14 protein-coding genes are annotated in these 17,976 nt (G+C 64.3%); 2 read left to right on the forward strand and 12 right to left on the reverse strand.

Annotated elements, in window-relative coordinates; all coding sequences use genetic code 11:
- Positions 1 to 181: 181 nt before the first annotated feature.
- The 8 genes from PMM47T1_RS27715 to leuC all read right to left on the reverse strand — a co-directional run bounded on the left by PMM47T1_RS27715 (position 182) and on the right by leuC (position 10,404).
- The gene (locus PMM47T1_RS27715) at positions 182 to 805 is read right to left on the reverse strand and encodes a phosphoribosylanthranilate isomerase (protein WP_008375506.1); all 624 of its coding nucleotides are present in this window, start codon (positions 803 to 805) and stop codon (positions 182 to 184) included.
- A gap of 61 nt (positions 806 to 866) precedes the next feature.
- Positions 867 to 1,721 carry a tRNA pseudouridine(38-40) synthase TruA gene (gene truA, locus PMM47T1_RS27720; RefSeq protein WP_177323412.1) on the reverse strand — a complete coding sequence of 285 codons (855 nt, stop codon included), beginning with the start codon at positions 1,719 to 1,721 and terminating at the stop codon, positions 867 to 869.
- A gap of 109 nt (positions 1,722 to 1,830) precedes the next feature.
- Complete coding sequence (locus PMM47T1_RS27725; protein ID WP_008375510.1) at positions 1,831 to 4,632, reverse strand: FimV/HubP family polar landmark protein; 2,802 nt, start codon at positions 4,630 to 4,632, stop codon at positions 1,831 to 1,833.
- A 136-nt stretch (positions 4,633 to 4,768) separates the two neighbouring features.
- Positions 4,769 to 5,770, reverse strand: coding sequence for an aspartate-semialdehyde dehydrogenase (locus PMM47T1_RS27730; protein WP_008375512.1), 1,002 nt, complete (start codon positions 5,768 to 5,770; stop codon positions 4,769 to 4,771).
- 212 nt (positions 5,771 to 5,982) lie between these two features.
- Positions 5,983 to 7,095, reverse strand: coding sequence for an aspartate-semialdehyde dehydrogenase (gene asd, locus PMM47T1_RS27735; protein WP_008375514.1), 1,113 nt, complete (start codon positions 7,093 to 7,095; stop codon positions 5,983 to 5,985).
- Between the two features lie 57 nt (positions 7,096 to 7,152).
- Positions 7,153 to 8,235 (reverse strand): 3-isopropylmalate dehydrogenase, encoded by a 1,083-nt coding sequence (gene leuB, locus PMM47T1_RS27740; RefSeq protein WP_008375515.1) that lies wholly within the window; start codon positions 8,233 to 8,235, stop codon positions 7,153 to 7,155.
- A gap of 94 nt (positions 8,236 to 8,329) precedes the next feature.
- A complete protein-coding gene (gene leuD, locus PMM47T1_RS27745; protein WP_008375518.1) occupies positions 8,330 to 8,974 on the reverse strand; it encodes a 3-isopropylmalate dehydratase small subunit in 645 nt (214 codons plus the stop codon).
- Positions 8,971 to 10,404: a 3-isopropylmalate dehydratase large subunit gene (leuC, locus tag PMM47T1_RS27750; protein WP_008375530.1), complete on the reverse strand. Its 1,434-nt coding sequence runs from the start codon at positions 10,402 to 10,404 to the stop codon at positions 8,971 to 8,973. The genes leuD and leuC overlap by 4 nt, the downstream gene beginning before the upstream one ends.
- A gap of 131 nt (positions 10,405 to 10,535) precedes the next feature.
- Here leuC and PMM47T1_RS27755 point away from each other — a divergent pair, with 131 nt between their 5' ends.
- On the forward strand, positions 10,536 to 11,420 hold the full coding sequence (locus PMM47T1_RS27755) for a LysR family transcriptional regulator (protein WP_008375532.1): 885 nt from the start codon (positions 10,536 to 10,538) through the stop codon (positions 11,418 to 11,420).
- Between the two features lie 57 nt (positions 11,421 to 11,477).
- Positions 11,478 to 14,771: a sensor domain-containing protein gene (locus PMM47T1_RS27760; RefSeq protein ID WP_008375534.1), complete on the forward strand. Its 3,294-nt coding sequence runs from the start codon at positions 11,478 to 11,480 to the stop codon at positions 14,769 to 14,771.
- Positions 14,772 to 14,812: 41 nt separating this feature from the next.
- Here the strand turns inward: PMM47T1_RS27760 and PMM47T1_RS27765 are convergent, their stop codons facing one another.
- The 4 genes from PMM47T1_RS27765 to PMM47T1_RS27780 all read right to left on the reverse strand — a co-directional run bounded on the left by PMM47T1_RS27765 (position 14,813) and on the right by PMM47T1_RS27780 (position 17,804).
- Entirely contained in the window at positions 14,813 to 15,772 is a 960-nt protein-coding gene (locus tag PMM47T1_RS27765) for a tRNA dihydrouridine synthase (RefSeq protein ID WP_008375535.1), read from the reverse strand.
- Positions 15,773 to 15,926: 154 nt separating this feature from the next.
- Positions 15,927 to 16,364, reverse strand: a complete 438-nt coding sequence (locus PMM47T1_RS27770; protein WP_008375538.1) for an acyl-CoA thioesterase — start codon at positions 16,362 to 16,364, stop codon at positions 15,927 to 15,929.
- Positions 16,365 to 16,412: 48 nt separating this feature from the next.
- Entirely contained in the window at positions 16,413 to 17,240 is an 828-nt protein-coding gene (locus tag PMM47T1_RS27775) for an alpha/beta fold hydrolase (RefSeq protein ID WP_008375540.1), read from the reverse strand.
- 24 nt (positions 17,241 to 17,264) lie between these two features.
- On the reverse strand, positions 17,265 to 17,804 hold the full coding sequence (locus PMM47T1_RS27780; RefSeq protein WP_008375542.1) for a TetR/AcrR family transcriptional regulator: 540 nt from the start codon (positions 17,802 to 17,804) through the stop codon (positions 17,265 to 17,267).
- Between the last annotated feature and the right edge of the window lie 172 nt (positions 17,805 to 17,976).

Raw genomic sequence — 17,976 nt, forward strand, 5'->3', positions numbered from 1 at the left:
CGCCTTGCCAGAGGTATGGACGGTGGCAGATTGGCAACCGTCACATCCTGCGCCCCACCTCGCACCACATCGCCCTTGTGGGGGCAGGCTCTGCCCACCCGGCAGGCGCCGTGGCATTCCAGATCTGCGAGGCGATCTTTTCGCGGGCAAAGCCCGCTCCCACGCCAATAGCGCAATTGCCCTAGCCCGCGTTGCGAACTGCCTGCATGAACGCCTCGATCTTGTCAGCGTCCTTGATGCCCTTGGCCACTTCTACCCCGCCGCTGACATCCACCGCATACGGCTTCACCTGGGCGATGGCCTCGGCCACGTTGGCTGCCGAAAGGCCGCCCGCCAGGATGATCGGTTTGCTCAGGCGCTCGGGCACCAGGCCCCAGTCGAACGCCTCGCCGGTACCGCCCGGCACGCCGGCCACGTAGGTGTCCAGCAAAATGCCGCTGGCGCCGCTGTACCGCGTGCAGATGGCCTGCAGGTCTGCACCCGGTCGCACCCGCACCGCCTTGATGTAAGGGCGGTGATAACCCTCGCAGTCGGCCGGGGTTTCGTCACCGTGAAACTGCAAAAGGTCCAGCGGCACCACTTCCAGTATCTCGTTCAACTCGCAGCGGCTGACATTGACGAACAACCCCACGGTGGTCACGAACGGCGGCAGCGCACGAATGATCGCCCGCGCCTGCTCGGCCGTGACCGCCCGCGGGCTCTTGGCGTAGAACACCAGACCTATGGCGTCGGCGCCCGCCTCGGCAGCGGCCAGCGCGTCTTCGATGCGGGTAATGCCGCAGATTTTGCTGCGAACGGCGGACATATGCGGAAAAACCTCAAGAAGACGCCAAAGCTTTGGATGTTAGCAAATGCATTCCAGTCCGTCAGCCCGGCAATGTATCGAAGCCTGTCAGGAAGTGCGGGCCGATGTAGCGCTCCGGCAGCGGGAACTCGTCACGGTACTCCACCTGCACCAGGTACAGGCCGAACGGGTGTGCGGTCACGCCGCCAGCGCGGCGCTCGCGCCCTTCCAGCACTTCGCGCATCCACTCAACAGGGCGCTCGCCGGCGCCAATGGTCATCAGCACCCCGGCGATGTTGCGCACCATGTGGTGCAGGAAGGCATTGGCGCGAATATCCAGCACGATCATCTTGCCGTGACGGGTGACGCGGGCGTGGTGCATCTGCTTGATCGGCGACTTGGCCTGGCACTGGCCGGCGCGGAAGGCGCTGAAGTCATGGGTACCAATCAGGTACTGGGCGGCCTCGGCCATGCGCTCCACGTCCAGCGGGCGGTGGTTCCAGGTGATTTCGTCACCCAGGTGCGCCGGGCGGATCTGGTCGTTGTAGATCACGTAGCGGTAACGTCGGGCGATGGCCTTGAAGCGCGCATGGAAGGTGGCCGGCATTTCCTTGGCCCAGGTGACACTGATGTCATGGGGCAGGTTGATGTTGGCGCCCATGGTCCAGGCCTTCATGGAGCGTACCGCGCGGGTGTCGAAATGCACCACCTGGCCACAGGCGTGCACGCCGGCGTCGGTGCGCCCGGCGCACATCAGGTCCACGGGCGAGTCGGCAACGATGGACAACGCCTTTTCCAGGGTTTGCTGCACCGTCAGCACCCCCGACGCCTGGCGTTGCCAGCCGCGGTAGCGCGAGCCTTTGTATTCAACGCCCAAGGCGATGCGGGTAAAGCCGTCGGCCGCGACTTCGCTGGCCGGTTGTTGAAGAATGTCCACGTTGTTCAAGCCTGTGATAAAGCGCAATGGCCGCCATTATACGGGGCCGGGCGGCAGAAACGACAACGGCAGCCACAAGGGCTGCCGTTGTCTGTGTAACGCCGGGGAATCAGACCAGTCGCGACAGCATCTCGCGCGCTTCACTCTGCTGCCCTTCGGTGCCTTCCTTGGCCACCTCGTCGAGGATGTCACGAGCACCGTCATGGTCGCCCATTTCGATGTAGGCCCGCGCCAGGTCGAGCTTGGTGGCCGACTCGTCGGTGCCCGACAGGTAGTCGAAGTCATCCTCGAAGGGCGGCAGGTCGTCCAGGCTGCCCAAACCGTCCAGGGCATCGGGCACCGGCTTGTCTGCAGCCTTGAACGGCTCGGGAATCGGCGGGTGCTCAAGGCTGGCTGACAGCTTGTCGAGTTCGGCACTGACGTCGCCCAGTTCGGCCTGGTGCTTGCCCGGGGTGCTGTCCATCTCTTCGGCCAGGGACAGGTCGAAGTCTTCCGGCAGCTCCAGGTCATCCACCGGCGCCGGCGGCACCGCTGGCTTGTCCAGGCTCAGCTCGTCATCGAGGTCGGCCAACTGAGCCTCCGCTTCCGGGGTCAGGGTTGGCGGCACCGGCTCGTCGTCGGCGATGTCCAGGTCAAATTCGGCCAGGTCGTCCACCGGCGCCACTTCGGCGGCCTTGGCGTGTTCGGCCAGCAGGGCCTCGAAGTCCAGGTCGTCTTCTTCCAGGGCCGACGGCGCTTCGATGTCGGCGGCGGAGGCGGCGGCCTCCAGTGGCTGTGGCGCGTCCAGTTCCAGGTCATCGTCGAAGTCGGCAATGTCCAGGTCTGGTTCGGCCGGGGCACCGAGGTCGTCGTCCAGGTCCAGGTCGAAGTCGCTGTCGAAGGTGTCGTCGATCGGGTCAGCCGCGCCCGGCTCGTCCATCAGCAGGTCCTTGACGTACTGGGCGTCCAGCTCGGCGGCCACGGCCGCGGCGCTGGCGGCGGCGATAGCCACGCCCAGCATCGCCGGGAAGCGCGACTTCAGGCCTTCGACGGCGGCGTGGTTGTCGCCATTGGCCACCAGTTGACGCTCTTCGCCGATGAAAGCGCTGCGGTCACCCTGGTGGGCATAGACTTCCATCAGTTTCAGGCGCAGGTCACTGCGCTGCGGCTCTGCCTTCACGGCAGGTTCGAGCAGGTCGGCCGCCTCGTTGAAGCGGTGCTCGGCCATCAGCCGGTCGGCCTCGGCCAACACGTCGCTGGCAGGCTCGCCCGCCGCGACCGGCGCAGGCACCGGCTCGATCACCGAGGCCACCAGCGGCTCGACCACCGGGGCGGCTACCACAGGTTCAGCGGCCGGGCGCAGTGGCGGCGTGGGGATGACTGCGGAGACCGGCGCGTGCACGACCGGCGCAGGCTCGGCGGCCGCCACTGCCGCAGCGGCGGACGCAGCGACCATGGCCGGTGCCAGCTTGACCGACGGGGCCGGGGTTTCCAGGCCTTCGAAACTGCCCGGTGGCAGGTCGAGATCCTTGTCGAAATCAGTTTCCTCCGCCAGCGCACGGGCCATGCGCATGTGCTTTTCGGCTTCCAGCTGGGCCTTGCGGCGACGGGCCAGCAGCAATGCCGCCAGCAGCAGGATCAGCACGGCGGCGCCGCCAATCAGGCCTAGCATCAGCGGGCTGGTCAGCAACTTGGTGAACAGGCCGGGCTTGCCTTCGTCAGGCGCCGGCGCTTCAACCGGGGCGGGGGCGGGAACAGGCGCAGCAGCATCCGGCGCAGGCGTGGCAGCCGGCGCTTCGGGTGCCGGCGCCAGTTGGGCATTCACCGCCGGTACCGGGGCAGGTGCCGCAGCGTCGGCCGCCGGCGGGGTGGCGGTGGCCGGCGGGGTGGCCGAGGTATCGGCGCCCGCAGCTTCCAGCTTGGCCAGTTGATCGTTCTTGAGCTGGATGAGCGTCTGCAGTTTGTCCAACTGGCTCTGCAGGTCGCCCATGCGGTCTTTCAGTTCGGCATTGCTGCGCCGGGTGGCATCAAGGTTTTCCTTGGCCGCGGCCAGGCGTGCCTGACGATCACCCGCCTTGCCCTGGCCATTCTTGCCGTCGGCGGCCACCAGGCTGAGCTTGTCGCCCGCCTCGGTTTGCGCCGGGGCATTGCCGGTACCCGTACGGCGTGTGGCGTCCAACTGCTGGGCGCGCGGACCCAGGCGGCGGCCCTCGCGCCAGGCGGCGTTCTGGCGGGCCACTTCGGCAATCGCCGGGCCCTGGCCCAGCGCCGTGGCCTGTTGGGCATCGGGCATGCGCAAGACCTGGCCGGTCTTGAGGCGGTTGATGTTGCCATCAACGAAGGCGTCAGGGTTCAGCGCCTGGATCGCCAGCATGGTCTGCTGTATCGAAGCGCCGTTGTTCGGGTTCTTCTGGGCAATGTCCCACAGCGTGTCACGCTTGCTGGTGGTATAGCCGCCTTCCTTGCCCTGGGTAGGCGCGGTGACCGCCGGTGTGGCGGCCGGCTGCACCGGCGCTGCGCCCTGAGGCGCGAGCTTGGAGGCGTCGACCATCACGCTGTAATCGCGCAGCAGGCGGCCTTGAGGCCACAGTACCTGCACCAGGAACTTGAGCATCGGCTCGCTGACCGGCTGCTTGGAGGTGACGCGGATAACACTACGGCCGCCGCTGTTGATCACCGGCGTGAACGTCAGGTCACTGAGGATGGCCTCGCGATTGACGCCGGCCTTCTGGAAGTCTTCTGGCGAGGCCAGGCTGGGCTTGATGTCGGCCGGTGCCAGGTCGCGAACGTCGAGCAATTCGATCTCGGCCACCAGCGGCTGGTTGGCCGCTGATTTCAGGGTGACCTCACCCAGATCCAGTGCACGCGCCATACCGGATGACAGCGCCGAAGCGGCAGCTATTGCTAACACCAGTTTGCGAACTTGAACCATGGCCTAATCCTTGTTTGAACATTTCCTCGGCAAGCGAGAAGAAGTGAAAAGCTGCCTGGAGGCAGCTCACCTCAAGCAATCGGCCCGGTGCAGGCACCGAGCTAGAATCATTCTGTAAATTGTTGCCAAGTATCTTTTACAGCAGGTCTTTTATCAACAACTCGGCCAACTGCACGGCGTTTAGCGCAGCGCCCTTGCGCACGTTATCGAGCGTAGCCCAAAGGTTGAGTTCGCACGGGTCATCGATGCCTTTTCGCACGCGCCCCACATAAACCACATCCTGACCCACTGCGTCACCTACCGGGGTGGGGTAGTCCCCCTCCTCCACCAGTTCAATGCCATCAGCGCTTTCCAGTGCGGCATTCACCGCTGCCAGGTCCACAGCGCGCTCGGTCTGCAGCGACACAGTGAGGCTATCGCCAAAAAACACCGGAGCTTGAACGCAAGTCACGGAAATCTTTAACAAAGGTAGCTCAAGTAGCTCTCGCAGCTCGGCAACCAGGCGCCGCTCCAGCGCCACATGACCCTGCTCGTCGACCTTGCCCACCTGAGGCAACAGGTTGAACGCCACCTGGCGATCGAAGAAACGCGGCTCCAGTGGGCGGGCGTTGAGCAGTTCGGCGGTCTGGCGCGCCAGTTCGCTGACCGCTTCGCGGCCAAGGGCCGAGATCGCCATGGCGGCGGTGACATTGACCTTCAAAAGGCCCAGTTGTTCGCGCAGCGGCGCCAGAATCAGGGCCAGCGCCACGGCGCTGGAGCTGGGGCTGCTGACCTGCACCGGGGCCTTGAGGCTGGCCAGCACGTCACCGTTGGCCTCCGGCACCACGTGAGGCACCGGCAATTCGCCCGACAGGTCGATCACTGTGCAACCAGCCGTGGTGGCGCGGGACGCGAAGCTGCGGGTCACGGCCGGGCCGGCGGCGAAGAAGGCCACGCGCACCTGGCTGAAATCGAACTGTTCCACTTCACGCACGCGCACGTTCTTGCCGCGGAACGGCACCGAGGCGCCAGCGGACTCGATGCTGGCCAGCAGGTGCAGGCTACCGACCGGGAAACCGCGCTCCTCAAGGATCTGCACCAGGGTTTCGCCGACGGTACCGGTGGCGCCGATGATGGCGATGTCGAAAGTCTGGGTCATGGGGGATCCTCGGGGGTTGGCAGGGGGGCGGGACTTTATATCTAATTGTTGCGCTTGTCTTGGGGTTGGGAGGGGGCCAGGGGGCATGGCGTGGGTTTTTTGGGTGTTATTGAGATCGAGCGCCAAAAAAAATCAAAGGCTAGCGCCCCCAAACCACACCCATAAAAAAACCCGCACCAACAGGCACGGGTTTCTTCAACTCAAACCGCAGCTCACCGCTCCAGCAAAATCCGCAGCATGCGACGCAGCGGCTCGGCCGCGCCCCACAGCAGCTGGTCGCCGACCGTGAACGCGCCCAGGTACTGGGAACCCATGTTCAGCTTGCGCAAGCGGCCAACCGGCACGTTCAGGGTGCCGGTGACGTTGGTCGGGCTCAGTTCCTGCATGCTGATTTCACGCTGGTTGGGCACCAGTTTGACCCAAGGGTTGTGCTGGCTGATCAGCCCTTCGATGTCGGCGATCGGCACGTCCTTGTTCAGCTTGATGGTCAGCGCCTGGCTGTGGCAACGCATGGCGCCGATGCGCACGCAGATGCCGTCGACCGGGATCGGGCTCTTGAAGCGGCCCAGGATCTTGTTGGTCTCGGCCTGGGCCTTCCACTCTTCGCGGCTCTGGCCGTTAGGCAGTTCCTTGTCGATCCACGGGATCAGGCTGCCCGCCAACGGCACACCGAAGTTTTCGGTGGGGTAGGCTTCGCTGCGCATGGCTTCGGCCACTTTGCGGTCGATGTCCAGGATGGCGCTGGCCGGGTTGGCCAGGTCATCGGCCACCGCAGCGTGGGTGGCGCCCATCTGGCGGATCAGCTCGCGCATGTTCTGCGCACCGGCGCCCGAGGCCGCCTGGTAGGTCATGGCACTCATCCATTCCACCAGGCCGGCTTCGAACAGGCCGCCCAGGCCCATCAGCATCAGGCTGACGGTGCAGTTGCCGCCGATGTAGTTCTTGGTACCGGCGTCCAGCTGCTGGTCGATGACCTTGCGGTTGACCGGGTCCAGCACGATGACTGCGTCATCCTGCATGCGCAGGCTGGAAGCGGCGTCGATCCAGTAACCCTGCCAGCCGGCTTCACGCAGCTTGGGGAAAACCTCGCTGGTGTAGTCGCCGCCCTGGCAGGTCAGAATGACGTCGAGGGTTTTCAACTCTTCAATGCTATAGGCGTCCTTGAGCGGGGCAATATCCTTGCCTACCGCCGGGCCTTGGCCGCCGACATTGGAAGTGGTGAAAAACACCGGCTCGATAAGATCGAAGTCCTGCTCTTCCAGCATCCGCTGCATGAGCACGGAACCGACCATACCGCGCCAACCGATCAGACCTACACGTTTCATCGCAACTACACCTTTGACAAAAAAGTGGGCCGCTACTGGTGTAGCGGGCCCAAGAGATTACAGATTCCGCAGCGCGGCGACTACTGCATCGCCCATTTCCTGCGTACCAACCTTGGCACAACCCTGCGACCAGATGTCGCCGGTGCGCAGGCCCTGGTCCAGAACCAGGCTCACGGCCTTCTCGATGGCGTCGGCGGCCGCCTGTTGGTTGAAGCTGTAACGCAGCATCATCGACACCGACAGGATGGTGGCCAGCGGGTTGGCAATACCTTGCCCTGCGATGTCCGGCGCCGAACCGTGGCATGGCTCGTACATGCCCTTGTTGTTGGCATCCAGCGAGGCCGACGGCAGCATGCCGATGGAACCGGTGAGCATGGAAGCCTCATCCGACAGAATGTCGCCGAACATGTTGTCGGTGACGATCACGTCGAACTGCTTGGGCGCGCGCACCAGTTGCATGGCGGCGTTGTCCACGTACATGTGGCTCAACTCGACGTCCGGGTAGTCCTTGGCCACTTCCTCGACCACTTCACGCCACAGTTGGCTGGACGCCAGCACGTTGGCCTTGTCTACCGAGCACAGCTTGTTGCCACGCACACGGGCCATGTCGAAACCGACACGGGCGATGCGGCGGATTTCGCTTTCGCTGTACGGCAGGGTGTCGTAGGCCTGGCGCTCGCCGTTTTCCAGCTCGCGGCTGCCGCGCGGGGCGCCGAAGTAGATGCCGCCGGTGAGTTCGCGAACGATGAGAATGTCCAGGCCGGCGACGATTTCCGGTTTCAGGCTGGAAGCATCGGCCAGTTGCGGGTAGAGGATGGCCGGGCGCAGGTTGCCGAACAGGCCCAGTTGCGCGCGGATCTTCAGCAAGCCGCGCTCGGGACGAATGTCACGCTCGATCTTGTCCCATTTCGGGCCGCCCACGGCGCCCAGCAGCACGGCATCGGCCTGGCGCGCCAGTTCCAGGGTCTCGTCGGCCAGGGGCACGCCGTGCTTGTCGATGGCGGCGCCACCGATCACGTCGTGCTGCAGTTCGAAGCCCAGGCTGAACTTGTCGTTGGCCAGCTCAAGGACCTTGACCGCCTCGGCCATGATTTCAGGGCCAATACCGTCGCCTGGGAGAATCAGAATCTGCTTGCTCATGCTTTCCTCGATCTTGTGTTCAATTCGGAATTGCGGTGCGGCCTTCGCGAGCACGGCCCGCTCCCTGCAAGAGCGGACCGCGTCGGCGAAGCATTCAGGCGTCGCGGAACAACCACGGCTGGCTGGCCCGGTGCTTGCCCTCGAACGCCGCAATGGCGTCGCCATCCTGCAGGGTCAGGCCGATGTCGTCCAGGCCGTTGAGCAGGCAGTGCTTGCGAAATTCGTCGATCTCGAAGCTCAGGACCTTGCCGTCGGCGCGGGTCACGGTCTGCGCTTGCAGGTCGACAGTCAACTGGTAGCCTGGGTTGGCTTCGACCTGCTTGAACAGTTCGTCGACTTCAGCGTCGTCGAGAATGATCGGCAGCAGGCCGTTCTTGAAGCTGTTGTTGAAGAAAATATCGGCGTAGCTCGGCGCGATGATGGTGCGAAAACCATATTCTTCCAGCGCCCACGGCGCGTGCTCGCGGCTGGAGCCGCAACCGAAGTTTTCCCGCGCCAGCAGCACGCTGGCACCTTGATAACGTTCGTGGTTGAGCACGAAGTCCTTGTTCAGCGGGCGCTTGGAGTTGTCCTGGTAGGGCTGGCCCACGTCCAGGTAGCGCCACTCGTCAAACAGGTTAGGGCCAAAGCCGGTGCGCTTGATCGACTTCAGGAACTGCTTGGGAATGATTTGGTCGGTGTCGACGTTGGCACGGTCCAGCGGCGCGACGAGGCCGGTGTGCTGGGTAAAGGCTTTCATGCTGCGCTCCCTTGGATCAATTCACGGACATCGATGAAACGGCCGGTGACGGCGGCGGCGGCGGCCATGGCCGGGCTCACCAGGTGAGTACGGCCACCGGCGCCCTGACGGCCTTCGAAGTTGCGGTTGGAGGTGGACGCGCAGTGCTCGCCCGACTCCAGGCGGTCCGGGTTCATGGCCAGGCACATGGAGCAGCCCGGTTCACGCCATTCGAAGCCCGCTTCGAGGAAAATCTTGTCCAGGCCTTCTTTCTCGGCCTGCGCTTTCACCAGGCCCGAGCCCGGCACGACGATGGCCTGCTTGACCGTGGACGCCACTTTGCGGCCCTTGGCAATCTCGGCGGCGGCGCGCAGGTCTTCGATGCGCGAGTTGGTGCACGAGCCAATGAACACGCGGTCCAGCTGGATATCGGTGATCGCCTGGTTGGCGCTCAGGCCCATGTACTTCAGGGCGCGTTCGATGGAGCCACGCTTGACCGGGTCAGCCTCTTTGGCCGGGTCTGGCACGTTCTGGTCAACGGCCAATACCATTTCCGGCGAGGTGCCCCAGCTGACTTGCGGCTTGATCTGGGCGGCGTCCAGCTCGACCACGGTGTCGAACTCGGCGTCGGCGTCGGACACCAGGTCTTTCCAGGCTTCGACGGCCTTGGCCCAGTGCTCGCCCTTTGGCGCGAAGGGGCGGCCTTCAACGTAGGCAATGGTCTTCTCATCGGCAGCCACCAGGCCCACGCGTGCGCCGGCTTCGATGGACATGTTACAGATGGTCATGCGGCCTTCCACGGACAGGTCGCGAATGGCGCTGCCGGCGAATTCCATGGCATGGCCGTTGCCGCCCGCAGTGCCGATCTTGCCGATCACGGCCAGGACGATGTCCTTGGCGGTCACGCCGAAGGGCAGTGCGCCTTCGACACGCACCAGCATGTTTTTCATTTTTTTGGCCACCAGGCACTGGGTAGCCAGCACGTGCTCCACTTCCGAGGTGCCGATGCCGTGGGCCAGGGCGCCAAACGCACCGTGGGTGGAGGTGTGCGAGTCACCGCAGACCACGGTCATGCCTGGCAGGGTGGCGCCCTGCTCCGGGCTGATGACGTGGACGATGCCCTGGCGCACGTCGTTCATCTTGAACTCGGTGATGCCGTGCTCGTCGCAGTTGTCGTCCAGGGTCTGCACCTGAAGGCGCGACACCTGGTCGGCAATGGCTTCGATGCCGCCCTTGCGCTCGGGGGTAGTCGGCACGTTGTGGTCCGGGGTGGCAATGTTGGCGTCGATGCGCCATGGCTTGCGATTGGCCAGGCGCAGACCTTCGAAAGCCTGGGGCGAAGTCACTTCATGGATGATGTGACGATCAATGTAGATCAGCGCCGAACCGTCGTCGCGCTGCTTGACCAAATGCGAATCCCAGAGCTTGTCGTAGAGCGTTTTGCCGGCCATCAGACTTTCCTCATCAGTATCTTTTCTGTGCCAATAACCGCTTGGCTTGTAGGGCGAATGCTAAGGGGTTACATTTGATTACTCAAATTCATAATTTTCATGCTTTGGATAACCAATAGGAATCCGAATAGATGGACCTCGCCAACCTCAACGCTTTCATCGCCATTGCCGAGTGCGGCAGCTTTTCGGGGGCTGGCGAGCGCCTGCATTTGACCCAACCGGCCATCAGCAAACGCATTGCCGGCCTGGAGCAACAACTCAATGTACGCCTCTTCGACCGCCTTGGGCGCGAAGTCAGCCTGACGGAAGCCGGGCGCGCGCTGCTGCCTCGCGCCTACCAGATTCTCAACGTGCTGGACGATACCCGACGGGCGCTCACCAACCTGACCGGCGAGGTCACGGGGCGTCTGACCCTGGCCACCAGCCATCACATTGGCCTGCACCGCTTGCCACCGGTGCTGCGCGCCTTCACCAAGCGCTACCCGAACGTGGCTCTGGACATCCAGTTCCTGGATTCGGAAGTGGCCTACGACGAAATCCTCCACGGCCGCGCCGAGCTGGCGGTGATTACCCTGGCACCCGAACCCCACGGCCTGGTGCGCACGGTGCCGGTGTGGAGCGACCCTTTGGACTTCGTGGTGGCCCCCGAGCACCCGCTGGCCCTCAATGGCGCCGTGAGCCTGGCCGACATTGCTTACCACCCGGCGGTTTTTCCCGGCGGCAACACCTTTACCCACCACATTGTCCAGCGCCTGTTCGAGGCCCGGGGCCTGACCGCGAACATCGCCATGAGCACCAACTACCTGGAAACCATCAAGATGATGGTGTCCATTGGCCTGGCCTGGAGCGTGCTGCCGCGCACCATGCTCGACGATCAGGTACACAGCATCGCGTTGCCGGGCATACAGCTCAGTCGCCAGCTAGGCTACATCGTGCACACCGAAAGAACGCTGTCCAACGCTGCCCGGGCCTTCATGACGCTGCTTGACGCAGAGCCAGGCGCCCTCGCGGGGTAGCGCGCGCGCGCAGACGGTCTACCTTAAGGAAGCCTTATCCGCAAAGGTCCGGTATCCATGCCGAAGTCAGCTTCACGCTTTCCGCGATTACCGCGTATCCACGCGGCTGATCCCCAGGAATCCGAGCAAACCTGGGAAAGCGCCCCGCAACTGCTGGCCGCCCTCAATGGCGCGCACCTGGGTGCGTGGTTCTGGGACATCGACACCGGGCAGATCAGCTGGTCGCGGGGCACCCAGGCGCTGTTCGGCTTCGACCCGCAGATGCCGCTGCCCAATGACGTGGACTACCTGGACCTGCTGCCCGAGGAAGACCGCGGCCGTACCATGCAGGCGTTTCAGGCGGTGTTGCGCGGCGAACCGGTGGAACAGGCCATGCGCCACCGCATTCGCTGGCCGGACGGCAGCCTGCACTGGCTGGAAATCAACGGTAGCCTGGTGCACACCAAGGATGGGCGCCCGCAGATGATCGGCGTGATCCGCGAGATAACGCGCCAGCGCGACCGGGAAACCGCGCTGATCAACTCCGAGAAGCGCTTCGCCACTCTGTTCCACCTCAGCCCCAACGTGGTGCTGCTGACCCGCCGCAACGACGGCCTGATCCACGAGGTGAACCACCACTTCGAAAAGACCCTGGGCTGGGCCGCCCACCAGATCATCAACAAGACCACCGTGGAGCTGGGCCTGTGGGCCGAGCCCGAACAACGCCACAGAATGCTCGAAGCCACCCTGCACACCAGCGAACCGGTGAACATGGAGGTGCGCTTCTGCGCCAGCACCGGGCAGGTTCACGACGGTATCCTCAGCACCCAGAACATCGAGCTGGACGGCGCCAGCTACCTGCTCAGCACCTTCACCGACACCAGCGAGAGCAAGCGCGCCGAACAGGCCTTGAAGGACAGCCAGGAACGTTTGGACCTGGCCCTGGACTCGGCCCAGCTGGGCACCTGGGACTGGCACATTCCCAGCGGCATGCTCTATGGCTCGGCCCGGGCCGCGCAATTGCACGGCCTGGAGCCGGTGCCCTTCCATGAGTCCTTCGAAGCTTTTTTCGAGGGCGTGCCCGACGAAGAACGCAACACCATGCGCCAGGCCTACCGCAGTTTGCGCGAAGGGCCGGCAGGCAATTACCAGATCACCTACCGCATCGCCCTGGAAAACGGCACCTCGCGCTACATCGAAAGCCGCGCACGGCTGTACCGCGACGAGCACGGCCAGCCGCTGCGCATGGCCGGTACCCTGCTGGACATGACCGAGCAGGTGGAACGCGAACAGCGCCTGGCCAGCTCCGAAGAGAAATTCGCCAGCCTGTTCCAGGCCAGTACCGACCCGATCTGCGTGACGCTGCAGGCCAGCGGGCAGTTCATCGAGATCAACCCCAGTTTTTCCCAGACCTTCGGCTGGAGTCCCGATGAGCTCAAGCGCAATGGCGCCGACGAACTGGGCTTCTGGCTGGACAGTGTCGAACGCCTGCAGCGCATCGAGGAAGTGATTCGCGAACGGGCGCTGAATAACGTGGCCGTGCAGGTCATGCACAAAAACGGCCAGGTCCTCACCTGCCTGATCTCCAGCCGCCTGATCACCGTGGACAACCAGCCCTGCGTGGTCACCACCCTGCGCGACATCACCCAGCAGCAACGGGCCGAGGCAGCGCTCAAGAGCAGCGAGGAGAAGTTCGCCAAGGCCTTTCACTCCAGCCCCGACGCCATCACCATCACCGAGCGCGACAGCGGCCGCTACCTGGAGGTCAACGACGGCTTCTGCCGCCTGACCGGCTACAGCGTCAACGAAGTACTGGGGCGCAGCGTGGATGACATCGGCTTCTGGGCCGACCCGCGCCAGCACGCACTGTTGCTCACAGAACTGGAAGAAAGCGGCCACCTGCACCACCGCGAGCTGATCGGCCGCAACAAGCGCGGCGAGGCGCTGACGCTGGAGGTGTCGGTGGAGCCGATCACGCTCAACGAAACGCCCTGCCTGCTGCTCAACGCCCGCGACGTCAGCCAGTTGAAGAACGCCCAGGCGCAGATTCGCCACCTGGCCTATCACGACCCCCTTACCAACCTGCCCAACCGCGCCCTGCTGATGGACCGCCTGAGCCAGCAGATCGCCCTGCTAAAACGCCATAACCTGCGTGGCGCCCTGCTGTTCCTGGACCTGGACCACTTCAAGCACATCAACGACTCGCTGGGCCACCCGGTGGGCGACACGGTGCTGAAGATCATTACCGCGCGGCTGGAAGCCAGCGTGCGCCTGGAGGACACCGTGGCGCGGCTGGGCGGCGACGAGTTCGTGGTGCTGCTCACCGGCCTGGAAGGCACCCGCGCCGACGTCACCGCCCAGGTGCGTGAACTGGCCGACACATTGCGCGCGCTGCTGGCCGAGCCCATGTCACTGGACGGCCAACGGTTGCAGGTCACGCCCAGCATCGGCGTGGCGCTGATTCCCGACCATGGCACCACGCCCGCCGACCTGCTCAAGCGCGCCGACATTGCCCTGTACAAGGCCAAGGACTCGGGACGCAACACCACCCAGATGTTCCACAACACCATGCAGAAGGCCGCCAGCGAGCGCCTGCAAATGGAAAACGACCTGCGCATGGCCCTGGCCCGGGGCGAGCTGAGCCTGCATTTCCAGCCCCAGGTAGACGCCCGCGAAGACCGCATCGTCGGCGCCGAAGTACTGCTGCGCTGGCACCACCCGCTACTGGGCCAGCAATCGCCGGCGCAGTTCATTCAGGTACTGGAAGAAAGCGGGCTGATCCTGGAAGTGGGCAGCTGGATCCTCGACGAAGCCTGTGGCGCCTGTGCGCAACTGCTGCGCGAGGGGCTGATCGACGTCAATGACTTTGCCCTGTGCGTGAACATCAGCCCGCGGCAGTTTCGCCAGAACGACTTCGTCCAGCGCGTGGAGCGCAGCCTGAGCCAGAACAACCTGCCCTGCACGCTGCTCAAGCTGGAAATCACCGAAGGCATCGTCATCCAGAACCTGGAAGACACCATCAACAAAATGCGCAGCCTGAAAAAGCTCGGGGTCAGCTTTGCCATGGACGACTTCGGCACCGGCTATTCGTCGCTGACCTACCTCAAGCGCCTGCCGGTGGACGCGCTGAAGATCGACCAGTCATTCGTGCGCGACGCACCGCAAGACCCCAACGACGCCGAGATCGTGCGCGCCATTGTCGCCATGGCCCGCAGCCTGGAACTGACGGTGATTGCCGAAGGGGTGGAACTGTCCGAGCAACTGGAGTTCCTGGAGCGGCTGGGCTGCCACCTGTACCAAGGGTATCTGCACAGCCGGCCATTGCCGTTGGCACAATTCAGACAGATGTTGATCGACGAAATTCGAGGTTGAGGCAAAGCCCTGTCGGCCGCTGCTACAGCAAGTGTGTTGAATCAGGCGGCTTCCTGAACCCGTACACCCAACAATTGCCCCACTCGATCACAATCGGTTTCGCGGCGCACCAGCGCAAACAACTCCACCGCCTCCGGAAAGGTGCGGGTCAGCATGGCCAGCCATTGCTTGAGCCGCCCCGGCGCCTGGCGCGGGGTGAGGTCGATCACCGCCTGGCGCCAGAACGCCTGCAGCAGAGGCATCAGCTCGGCCCAGGTCATGGGCGCCAGTTCGATGCCGGCCTGGGCCGCGGCGATCTGCCGGGCCAGGTCAGGGCGCGAGACCAGGCCGCGGCCCAGCATGATGTCCGGCACGCCACTGATTTCCCGGCAGCGGCGCCAGTCATCCACGGTCCACACCTCACCGTTGGCGTATACCGGCACCTTCACCACGTCACGCACCCTGGCCACCCACTCCCAGTGCGCCGGCGGCTTGTAACCGTCGACCTTGGTGCGCGCATGCACCACCAACACCTCGGCACCGCCCTCGGCCAGGGCCTCGGCGCACACCAGGGCGCCGTCCGGGCTGTCAAAGCCCAGGCGCATCTTGGCGGTCACCGGAATGTGCGCAGGTACCGCGCGGCGCACCTCGCGAAGGATGCTGTGCAGCAGTTCCGGCTCCTTGAGCAGCACCGCGCCGCCGCGCGACTTGTTCACGGTCTTGGCCGGGCAGCCGAAGTTCAGGTCGATCACCGGCGCGCCCAGGCTAACGGCCAGTGCGGCGTTGTCGGCCAGGCAGATGGGGTCGGAGCCCAGCAATTGCACGCGCATCTGCGTGCCGGCCGGCGTCACGCAGCCGCTGGCCAGCTCCGGCGCCATCTTGTGGAACACGGCAGGCGGCAACAGCATGTCGTTGACGCGAATGAACTCGGTGACACACCAGTCGATACCGCCGACACGGGTCAGCACGTCACGCAGGATGTTGTCGACCAGGCCTTCCATGGGGGCCAGGGCAATGTGCATGGGAATCTCGGGGAGAAAAAAAGTGCGCCATTGTAGCGAATTTTCGTGGGAGCGGACTCTGCCCGCGAAAGCAACACCGCGCAATACCTGACTCAATGCGGCGCCTGCTTCGCGGGCAGAGCCCGCTCCCACAAAAGCCATCAATCTACCCGGATCAAAGGGTACTCATTACCGCAGGCCCATACCCCTCGATAAACTCGGCCGGCATGCGCTTGGGCTTGCCACTGGCCAGGTCAATGCAACAAAACGTCGTCCGCGCCCGCAACAACGTCACCGCGTCACGGGGCCGCATCAGCTGAAATTGCCGCGTCATTTTCAAGCGTTGATCAGATTCGACGATCCAGGTGGCCAGTTGCAGCTCATCGTTCTCGTAAGCCGCCGCCAGATAGTCGATTTCATGACGCACCACGGCCATGGCCCGGTTGAGACGCCGGTACTCGCTCAAGTCCAACCCCAGGCGCTGGGAATGTCGCCACGCACAGCGCTCAAGCCAGGTCACATACACGGCATTGTTGGCATGCCCCAATCCATCGATATCCTCGGCCCCGACACTCAGGTCGATGACAAACGGCGTAGCCAGATCCCAATTCATGCGCGCTCGCGCTCCTGCTCCAAAGGCAGGCGCCAGTCTAGCGCACCCTCAGGCCGATTGCCGCGCCGGGCTATGACTGAGCAGGCCGAGTACGCCATCAAGCAGCTGCGGATCAGCCAGCACACGCTGATGACCACCTTGGGGCAGCACCAACAAACGACTGCCGAACCACGCCTTATGAATGGCGTGCGCTTCAGCCACCGGCACCAGCGGATCATTGTCCGCGTGCACGATCAGCCCCGGCATCTCCAGCTGATAGCGGCTGACGTCCAACTGCGCCGCGGCGATGCCTACGGTGTGCTCCACCTGGCGAATGAAGGCCGAACGCGCCCGCGCGGGCAGGCCGACATGGGCGGCGAAGTTACGCAGCATGCCCAAGATGCGCGCCGGCGCCGAAACGCTGACCAGCACCTCGGCTTTCAGGCCCCACTGGCTGGCCAGCAGGGCTGCTGCGCCACCCATGGAGTGACCAATAACCGCGCGCAATGGCGGCAATTGCGCGGCCGCCTCCAGCAACGCATGAGCAAACAGCACCACATGGGCCTGACTGCCACGCGAGCGACCATGGCCCGGCCCTTCCAGCGCCACCACGCTGTAACCCGCCTGCACCAGCGCCTCGATCAGCGCGGCAAATTGCGTGGGCCGACCTTCCCAGCCGTGCATCAGCAACACCGTGGGCCCCTGCCCCCAGCGCAGCACCGACAAGCCAAAGCGCAGGGTCACGCGCTCGGCGCGGGCCAACAATGGCAACTCCCAGTCGTGTGGCGGTCGAGTGTGCGGGCGCATGAAGGCCAGGCGCATGCGCGCGGCCACCTGCTGCGGGGCCAGGTGGCCCAGGGTCCGGTTGACGCCGCGAATCCAGTTGAGCGTGGTCATGGCAACACTCCTGAGCAAGGTTGTTCAGCGCACGGCCTTTTTCGCGGCACGCAGGATACGGTCGGACAGTTCGGTCTGGCCCAGGGCACGCCCCAGCGCCAGGCCACCCACCATCAGGGCCAAGTCGGCCAGGGCGGTGTCATCGTCCTGCGGGCTGTCGCCCAGGCGTGCAGCCAATTGCTCGACGTGCTCGGTCAGCACCTGACGGAAGCTGTCGGGCAGGCGCCCCATTTCGGCCAGGGCGGTGGGCAACGGGCAGGCGCGGTCTTCGGCATCGCGGTGCCTGCGTGACAGGTAGTAGGCGGCCATCAAGGCGCGGCGCGCTTCACCGGGCAGGGTGGGGTCCACCTGGTCAAGCATGGCCCGGCGCTCACCCAGCAGCTGGTTGAAGGCTTCGAGCATCAAAGCGTCCTTGCTGTCGAAATGGGCGTAGAAGCCCCCCACGGTCATGCCTGCGGCGCCCATCACCTCACTGACACTGGGGTCGGCCACGCCTCGCTGGATCATGGCCTTGCGGGCGGCCTCGAGGATCTTTTCGCGGCTCTGGGCTTTCTTGTCGAGCATGGCGCACCTCCAAATATGATGAAGGTAATATTATGCTCGTAATATTTTTCCGCAAGCAGATGGCCACACCGCTGGTCGGCAAGCCAAAAAGGAAGGGAGGCTCAAATCGCAGACAAACAAAAGGCCCATTCAACCAGTGAATGAGCCTTTAAAAACCCCGCATAGCGGGCAA

It is taken from the genome of Pseudomonas sp. M47T1 (assembly GCF_000263855.1).
In the GTDB taxonomy this organism is placed as follows: Bacteria; Pseudomonadota; Gammaproteobacteria; order Pseudomonadales; family Pseudomonadaceae; genus Aquipseudomonas.

Coding starts and splice junctions, on each gene's coding strand:
- PMM47T1_RS27725 (WP_008375510.1), bottom strand. CDS start 4,632: ATGGTTCAAGTTCGCAAACTGGTGTTAGCAATAGCTGCCGCTTCGGCG.
- PMM47T1_RS27765 (WP_008375535.1), bottom strand. CDS start 15,772: ATGCACATTGCCCTGGCCCCCATGGAAGGCCTGGTCGACAACATCCTG.
- PMM47T1_RS27775 (WP_008375540.1), bottom strand. CDS start 17,240: ATGACCACGCTCAACTGGATTCGCGGCGTCAACCGGACCCTGGGCCAC.
- PMM47T1_RS27780 (WP_008375542.1), bottom strand. CDS start 17,804: ATGCTCGACAAGAAAGCCCAGAGCCGCGAAAAGATCCTCGAGGCCGCC.
- PMM47T1_RS27715 (WP_008375506.1), bottom strand. CDS start 805: ATGTCCGCCGTTCGCAGCAAAATCTGCGGCATTACCCGCATCGAAGAC.
- PMM47T1_RS27760 (WP_008375534.1), top strand. CDS start 11,478: ATGCCGAAGTCAGCTTCACGCTTTCCGCGATTACCGCGTATCCACGCG.
- PMM47T1_RS27755 (WP_008375532.1), top strand. CDS start 10,536: ATGGACCTCGCCAACCTCAACGCTTTCATCGCCATTGCCGAGTGCGGC.
- asd (WP_008375514.1), bottom strand. CDS start 7,095: ATGAAACGTGTAGGTCTGATCGGTTGGCGCGGTATGGTCGGTTCCGTG.
- PMM47T1_RS27730 (WP_008375512.1), bottom strand. CDS start 5,770: ATGACCCAGACTTTCGACATCGCCATCATCGGCGCCACCGGTACCGTC.
- leuC (WP_008375530.1), bottom strand. CDS start 10,404: ATGGCCGGCAAAACGCTCTACGACAAGCTCTGGGATTCGCATTTGGTC.
- leuB (WP_008375515.1), bottom strand. CDS start 8,235: ATGAGCAAGCAGATTCTGATTCTCCCAGGCGACGGTATTGGCCCTGAA.
- PMM47T1_RS27770 (WP_008375538.1), bottom strand. CDS start 16,364: ATGAATTGGGATCTGGCTACGCCGTTTGTCATCGACCTGAGTGTCGGG.
- leuD (WP_008375518.1), bottom strand. CDS start 8,974: ATGAAAGCCTTTACCCAGCACACCGGCCTCGTCGCGCCGCTGGACCGT.